Source organism: Elusimicrobiota bacterium, from assembly GCA_040757695.1.
In the GTDB taxonomy this organism is placed as follows: Bacteria; Elusimicrobiota; UBA8919; order UBA8919; family UBA8919; genus JBFLWK01.
This window is the reverse complement of the sequence record JBFLWK010000094.1, coordinates 1-7,690: the sequence shown is the minus strand read 5'-3', so window position 1 is coordinate 7,690 and position 7,690 is coordinate 1. Positions and strand designations below refer to the sequence as shown.

The window sequence follows — 7,690 nt, the reverse complement described above, 5'->3', positions numbered from 1 at the left end:
GCATTTCAAGCCTCCTATAGGTCAAATAATGGCGTGCGCCACCATTATTTTACTATAAAAGTGCTTGTTCTCCGACGATAAATTATATTTCAAAGAGCTTTTTAAGCAACCTTTTTTGACTACGCTATTTTTTTTAGCAGTGGAGATGATCGGACTGCTGAAAAAATCTAGGAGAACCCAGAAAAAAATATATAAAGTGATTTTATGTGAATTCAAGAAAACAAAAACAATAAAATGTGTGCTTAAAAAATTGAAATATGTGAAGAAAAAAATTGTCTTGTTAAGAAATAGAATTTTTGTAGAAATGGACTGGATTCTCAGGCGAAAAAATATTCTTGATTTGAGGTTGTGAGAAGAAATATGGAAGAAAAAAACAATGATGCAAAAGTTAAGAAGAGACGAAAGTTTCTGTTGGCACTTAGAAAAAGTATGCTGCCATATATATATACAGCTGGAGACCTAAAGATGCACTTAAGTATTTTAATAAATATGGCTTAATGCAGGAAGGACCTGCTAAAGGTAGTAAAATCGAAAAAAAGGTGAGGCACTTATGAAGCGGTATTTATGTACACAACTTGTTGCAAAAGGAGTGAAAGCTTTAAAAATGAAAGAGTACCGAGAGGCGCTCATGTTTTTTAACGAAGCTTCTATTTTTGCAAAAGGAAAATTGTCAAGTATTATAAATCTTTATCTTGGAGATATATATTGTGCAATTGGAAATTATAATCTGGCAATAAAATTTCTTATGGCAAGCACTAAAACATACAAATTCAAAAAGGCATTTATAAACCTTGCTTTTATTTATAATGAGATAGATAATTATAAAAAATCTGCTGAATATTTTCACAAAGCTACAGATATTAAATTGCCAAATGCACCGTTTAATTCTGACATGAACAGTTTACCTGTTGAACAAACACAACCAGCTTGGGAAATTTATACAGATACAGGAATTCGTTTTTTCAGTCGGGGAAAGTATGAATTAGCCGAAAAGTATTTGCTTGAAGCATTAAAATATAATTCGCAAGAATCTTCAATTTTTAACGCATTGGGTTGTGCCTGCGATCTGCAAGGGGAATATAACAGAGCGCAAGAATATTATTTAAATGGTTTGAGCTTATGTCCTGATGACGATGTCATACTTGCAAATCTTGGTGTGTCTTATTATTTACAGGGGAAACTCAGAGAAGCAGAAGAAAATCTTCTGAAGTCAATTTCTATAAACCCGGCTGGAAGTATGTACTACTGGTTATACTTAGTTTATAAGGAAATGGCGGAAGAGAAAAAAGCAGAAAAGATTTATTGCAAGGGAGTTAAGATATTTAGGAAAAGTATTAAATTGAAACAACATCCTCCTTTATTCTCAGAACTCGCTAAACTTTATGCCGAGAAAGGTGAGAATCTTGATGAAGCAGAAGCGCTTGCTATCCGTGCTGTAAATGTTTATGGGGGTTATTTTAATTATTTTTGTCTCGGAAAAGTTTATTTGGCACAAGGTAGAATAAAAGATGCGGCCGTGGTTCTGAAAGCATCATTACTGGATAATCCGAATTATCCGCTTACATCTTTAGTTCTCGGGAAAATTTACAAATATCATCTAAAAAATTTTGCAGAAGCAGAAAAATATTTTAGTAAAGTATTAGAAATAAACAAAAATAACAGATTTGCTCTGGCCGAACTTTATAAAAACAATGAACAGTAAAAAATACAAAATCAAGAAGCTGATTCAAGAAATAAAGGACAGGTTATCAAATCTCTATTTCGGTTCTAGTGAGATAGTTGATATTTTTCTAGCCGGAATATTAAGCGGATCTAATATTTTGTTATGGAGCAGCTGGGGGAAAGGAAAGAGCTGGCTAGCAGAAGCAACAGCAAAACTTTTAGGATGTAGTTTTTCAAGGATCCAAGGATCTGCGGGACTTGTTGAGTCAAAATTTTTAGCAAGATATAATTTACCAAAACTTCTACAGGGTGAAGAAATTATTCACTGGCACAATTTTGTAGAAGCAAAAATTAAACTATTTGATGAAATTAATAGAGTTCCGGCAACAGTGCTTAATTCATTGTTTAGTATGCTGGCCGAGAAGATGGTAATTTATGGTAACGAAAGAAAATCACTTAATGCGTTTGTTTTCATTGCAACTCTAAATCCCGCTGACGAAGGAACAATAAAATCAATTCCAATGCCTTTTCTTGACCGTTTTGATATTTGTCTTCCAATGTCTACACTTAATGTCATTGACAAAACAAAACTTCTTAATATTGATAAAAATTGTATTTATCCTGTTTTGAAAGAAGATGTAATAGAAGATATCTGGCAAGAAACAGCTACCATAAAAATTACAGAACGTATAAAGTTTGTCACAGCAAATATGATTAGGACCCTACAGATTTGTGTACAAAAAAATGATAAAGAATTTTTGCTTGATTTTCCAGCGGTTTGTGATACTTGTAGGTTCAAGGAATCAATCTGTTCAAAACTGTTGCCGAACAACCCTGTTTCTGAGCGTGCGTATTTAAGCACACTAAAAGTTGCACAAGGGCTTGTTATTTTGCAAAATCAGAAAGAAATAAATCTTGAACATATTTTTATAGTGTTACCATATGTTTTAATTCACAGAGTCAAATTTCTCCATGAATATGAAAAACAACATATAGATAAAATTTCTGCAATAAGAAATCTTGTTGATTATTTAAGAAAGAAAGAGTTTGAACGAGAAAGGGCATATAAAATAATTGCAGAAATAAAATCTGCGAATATACAGCTACTTGATTTACTTCACGGATGGGCACAAAATGACCTGGTTTTGTTGGAACATTATAATAATCTTAAGAAAGAATTTGCATCAAAAAGTCAAGAAGAAAACATTCAAAAATTCAGTTTAGCACAATTGGAAGAATCTTTAAGAAAAATATAAAAAATGAAAAACAAAATTACAGAAGATATTGTCATTAAAATTCTTGATGAGGTACGTGAGGAGTATAACTTTCCTCCGGTCAGTGTTGAATATCATGACAATGCGTACGCTCCTTTTTATATAAAGAATATGAGAATTTACATATGTCTTAAAGCAATAAAATCAACTGAAATGTTAAAGATGGTTTTTCGCCACGAAATAGGACACAGTCAGTTTGCACCTGTAAGTATTGACAATACGAAGAAACATATTAAAATCCTTGAACAAACCACTGGTATTTCCGACTTAGAAATTATTATTCTATTATTGAATGTGATATATGATATCATTGTTGAATTTGAGTTGGTTAAAATTAGAAGTAATCACATAGAGGAGTCGTTGAAACCAGTAATGAACAAGTTTAAGAAAATTAAGGATTTAAATTTTGGGATGAATATTTTAGGTGCATTTTATAATAACTTTTTGCCTCAAGATATGCAAATAGAAGTGGAAAAGGAGTATAAAGAAATATCAACAAATATAGTCAATATCCTTGATTCAAACTCTACACTTGATGAAAAAGTGAAATCAATGGCAGAAGTATTGATATTTGAAGCGAGAAGACAGGCGGATTGGTTAAATCAATTGAGACGCTTTTTTGCTCAAGTTGCAGAATTGTTATTAAGAAATCTTAGGCATATTTCTGATGAAAATCAACCACCTGTACATATAAAAACACCTACCTTAACTCATCGTAAGAGGCGATACAAATATAGATCTCCATGTTATTACCCATTATTATTTAATTTTAACCGCCTGGCAGAATCGTTTGAATATTATCTTTCAAAAGCAAGCAGGAATGTAGAAATTAAGTTTCCAGATATAGAACGATTTCAGAAATTACCTGAGTTAAATTTGTGGAATACACACGAACCCATAGAATTACTTGAATTAGATGAATCAGTATCGCAAGAAGGAATTCTGTTACCGGAAATAACAACATATAAATTCAGGCAGGATATAATAGACAATGAATCTCTACTACAACGCATTGTTATTTCCGCGGATACATCAGGAAGTATGAATAAGGAATTAACAATCACAACAATATTTTCTCTTATTGAAACAGCAAGAAAATATGCAAGTGAAGTTGCAGTAATACTATTTGCAAATAGTGAATATTTTTCAAATGAATTTACGAGAAATTATGATGGTCTTATGAAACAAATTTACAAAAATTATGGTGCAGGCGGAGCGGATAATAAAACTACTGGTACAAATATCATTAAAAAATTACTTTTCTGCACAGAAAACAATCTGATTGTATTCATCTCCGATTGGCAACTATTTTCTTTCACTAAATGCGCAGAAAATGATTTGAGATTTCTTTCACAAAACAATAAAATTTTTACAATAATACCAGATAACAACAACGATGCCAAGCACTATAAGCCTTATGAACTAAGATATGCAACTATTAGAGATCAATCCGAATTATCAAATTTCACAATTGATTTCACTGATCCAATTCGTCGGACACTTTAGAAGAAACAATGGAAAAGCAAAATACAAGCAGATACAGATTTATGCGGTTGACCAAAATAGCCCGGAGAGATGGCTGTGAAGTTATTCGTGGTGTAATATATGCTCGGTGCTATATTTGTCACAAAAAAGATAAACTTGAAAGATTTACAATAGATCATGCGATTGCAAAATGCAACGGTGGAACAAATAAACTTAGTAACCTGCGAATTTGTTGCAAGTCCTGTAACCGGTACAAAGCAGAACTTGAAATGCCAAAACCAATACCTATACCTTTTTACAGAAGATTATACAGAATGATTCGTAAATTTATCCGTAGAAAAATCTGGATTTTGAAAAACATAAAACTTATGAAAGGCAAATATGTTTATGATTGAGTTTGCCATAGAAGTTTATGGGGCCAGAACCAGTGAATTTGAACATGAAAAAAATACTTGACTTCTTTAAATTAAAGTGATATAATAAAATAGAAGAACAGTGATGGATGAAGGAGAACCAAATGGATAAAACAGTTTTTGAAAGTTATATAAAGGAAATCATTGAAATTACTAAAGAATATGGTGCAGAAAAAGTTATACTGTTTGGTTCTTGTATTGAAGATATTGAATCTGCGCGTGATATTGATGTAGCAGTAACAGGAGTTAAACCTGAAATTTTTTTTGAGATGTATGGTAAGATTTTAGCTGATGAAATAGATTTGATCCCCTTAGAATACACAAGAGAACATTTTGCAAAACGCGTGTTAGAAAAAGGAAAAGTGATATATGCAAGACAAATATAAACAACTTTTGGCTGATGTAGAGGATGAAATAGGGTCAATTGAGTGTGTATTAAAAGATCTCTCTTCTCTCAGAAACAATTTAGACCCTGTAAAGATAGATAATGCTCAAAAAGCAGCAATTGGAACATTCCTGATGAACTTTTATACAGGGGTAGAAAATATTATTAAACGGATAAGCAAAGAATATTATCAGACCATGCCAAAAGGAGAAAGTTGGCATAAAGAACTTCTTGATTTATCATACAATCCACCGCAAGGGAAAATGTCTATTTTTAATCCGGAAATTGCAAATAAACTAAATCCTTATAGAAGATTCAGACATTTGTTTATAAGTGGTTATGGATTCAAATTAGAGTTTGAATTGATGGTTTCACTAATAGACAATGTTGGTTCTGTTTGGATTGATATAAAAAAAGCAATTACTGATTTTTTTGAAAAGTTGTAGACAGTTTTTTGAAAATTTAGTTCTAAGCCTTTCCTGCAAAGGCAATAAGAATGCCTTCGTGCGTGGTACTGCAGGTGATGGCTCGGCAAAATTGCCGGGTTCCATCGCTCAAATTCGGTACCACGCATTTGAGAGGATGTTCAGCCCGGCTTTTTTATTTTCTGTTGGGCAAACGGAGGTCCAAGATGTGGTGTTTAATTTTGTTGTTTTTATTTACACAAACTTGTGTTTCAGAAGAAATTGAACCGGTTGTAACTTTATACTCACCAGAACATTCAGTTGCAAAATTTTCAAGCGATATGAAATATCTTGCAATTGGAACTTTTGATGGCAAAGTTGAGATATATAGTTGTAAAGACTGGAGAAAAGTTACAGAATTGATTACAAGATACTCTGTGTCTTCAATAGATTTTTCTTCCGATGGTAGATTCGTGGTTGCAAGTTGTGCCGATAAAGTTGATATATGGGATATGGTTTCTTTTGAAAAAATCATAAGATTAGAAAGAGAAAACTCTGCATGGCAATATATAGAGTTTTCACCTAAATGTGATAAGGTATCAGCATTTGGGCTTAGATTTGAAACTGAAAAAAAGTACACATTAGAACAAAAAGCCGATCTCGCCAATGTTCTTGCTTGGACATTTGGAGGTGCTTATATAACTGCACGAACAGGTGGTGCAATAAGATATTCTGGAGTTCCTGTAGATTCATCAGTAAGAGTAGAAGAAATTACAAAATCTAAAGGTACTATGGCAACATGGAACACTAAAACTTGGTACTTAATTGATAGTGCAGAAGATGAAAGTATTTCTCATACAAATATTCTCAGAAGGGAAGGTAAAATTTTGGTCCAGCAGGACCGTATCTATGACCAAGTTGAACAAAAGACAGTTTTTGAACTTGATAAAAATCTTGCGGTTAGATATTTGACTTTTTGCCTCAACACTAAATTAAAAGCATACTTTATTGAAGGGAAGGAGGAAAAACCAAGAATAATTACAAAAACCCCTGCAAAGTTTGAACTCGGGCGGATAGAAAAAAAGAGTTTGTTCCCTGTAAAAATTCTTAAATTCTCTCCTAACGGAAGAATCCTTTGTTCTGACGACAAAAATAACCGCTTACATCTCTGGGATACATTTAGTCAAAAGGAAATCATTCCACTAAAGCTGCACAGAAATCAAATTGTGCTATTAGAATTTTCACCTGACGATAATTATCTTCTTTCAGGCGATGGACAAAATATTTATGTCTGGAATATTGCAGAAATTGAGAATTTATTCGGAGGTAGAAAATGACCACACAACGTTTTTTGGTTTTATTGTTAGTATTTTCTATGTCGCTATTTTGCTTACGAGGATTATCTTTTGGCGAAGAGATACAGGATGAAATACATCAAGATGAAGTGTATATAGTCTATGATACTTTCCATGAAGTTATCCGACCCGCGTTTGTAGAAGAAAGCGAATGGGAGAACATTATTGCTTCGCTAGTACCAATTTTTGGTCAAGTATTACAATTTAAGTTAGGCTTTTCCGGAGAGGGGACTCTTCTATCAACAAATGTAAACAGTTTTGGTAATTATCTTGACTTTGGGACCGCACAAGTACCAATAGAGCGCCAGAGCGTTATTCTTGACTTTACAACTGTGAGTTTTTTTGATAATATCGGATATCATAAGGTATTGGATTCGTCACATTACAAAGAAAATAAGGACTGGGGGGTTTCACTATACAATTTTCAGTTGCGAATTTTTCCTTATCCTTCTTATAAAAAACCAATTGCCCCTTATTGCTTTATTAAGATATATCCTGATATAGTAGTAAAACCTCCTCATACTTTCTGGTTTTCTTTTTTTTGATGCTGGAATTGGATTGCTTCTGGAACATCCTAAGACTCGTCCTGAAAAACGGCTATAAACACTGTTTTTTTGATACGGCTCGTCGGAACCACTATAAAATATATTTGCAAATTCATTCAAATCAAAGGTTTGACCTTTGAAATTGCTCTTTGAATTTTGAAAAACAA

At 32.8% G+C, this 7,690-nt stretch carries 9 protein-coding genes; all 9 read left to right on the top strand.

Going from position 1 to position 7,690, the window contains the following annotated elements:
• Window positions 1–145 precede the first annotated feature (145 nt).
• The 9 genes from AB1349_11815 to AB1349_11775 all read left to right on the top strand — a co-directional run bounded on the left by AB1349_11815 (window position 146) and on the right by AB1349_11775 (window position 7,523).
• Complete coding sequence (locus tag AB1349_11815) at window positions 146–352, top strand: hypothetical protein (GenBank protein ID MEW6558017.1); 207 nt, start codon at window positions 146–148, stop codon at window positions 350–352.
• 198 nt (window positions 353–550) lie between these two features.
• Window positions 551–1,702, top strand: coding sequence for a tetratricopeptide repeat protein (locus AB1349_11810; GenBank protein MEW6558016.1), 1,152 nt, complete (start codon window positions 551–553; stop codon window positions 1,700–1,702).
• The gene (locus tag AB1349_11805; protein ID MEW6558015.1) at window positions 1,692–2,918 is read left to right on the top strand and encodes a MoxR family ATPase; all 1,227 of its coding nucleotides are present in this window, start codon (window positions 1,692–1,694) and stop codon (window positions 2,916–2,918) included. The genes AB1349_11810 and AB1349_11805 overlap by 11 nt, the downstream gene beginning before the upstream one ends.
• Window positions 2,919–2,921: 3 nt before the next feature.
• Window positions 2,922–4,442 carry a hypothetical protein gene (locus AB1349_11800; protein MEW6558014.1) on the top strand — a complete coding sequence of 507 codons (1,521 nt, stop codon included), beginning with the start codon at window positions 2,922–2,924 and terminating at the stop codon, window positions 4,440–4,442.
• Between the two features lie 8 nt (window positions 4,443–4,450).
• Complete coding sequence (locus AB1349_11795; GenBank protein ID MEW6558013.1) at window positions 4,451–4,816, top strand: HNH endonuclease signature motif containing protein; 366 nt, start codon at window positions 4,451–4,453, stop codon at window positions 4,814–4,816.
• A gap of 122 nt (window positions 4,817–4,938) precedes the next feature.
• Window positions 4,939–5,220 (top strand): hypothetical protein, encoded by a 282-nt coding sequence (locus AB1349_11790; GenBank protein ID MEW6558012.1) that lies wholly within the window; start codon window positions 4,939–4,941, stop codon window positions 5,218–5,220.
• Window positions 5,204–5,665 carry a hypothetical protein gene (locus tag AB1349_11785; protein ID MEW6558011.1) on the top strand — a complete coding sequence of 154 codons (462 nt, stop codon included), beginning with the start codon at window positions 5,204–5,206 and terminating at the stop codon, window positions 5,663–5,665. The genes AB1349_11790 and AB1349_11785 overlap by 17 nt, the downstream gene beginning before the upstream one ends.
• A gap of 185 nt (window positions 5,666–5,850) precedes the next feature.
• Complete coding sequence (locus tag AB1349_11780; protein ID MEW6558010.1) at window positions 5,851–6,960, top strand: hypothetical protein; 1,110 nt, start codon at window positions 5,851–5,853, stop codon at window positions 6,958–6,960.
• The gene (locus tag AB1349_11775; GenBank protein MEW6558009.1) at window positions 6,957–7,523 is read left to right on the top strand and encodes a hypothetical protein; all 567 of its coding nucleotides are present in this window, start codon (window positions 6,957–6,959) and stop codon (window positions 7,521–7,523) included. Before AB1349_11780 ends, AB1349_11775 begins: the two co-directional genes overlap by 4 nt.
• The last annotated feature ends 167 nt before the right edge of the window (window positions 7,524–7,690 follow it).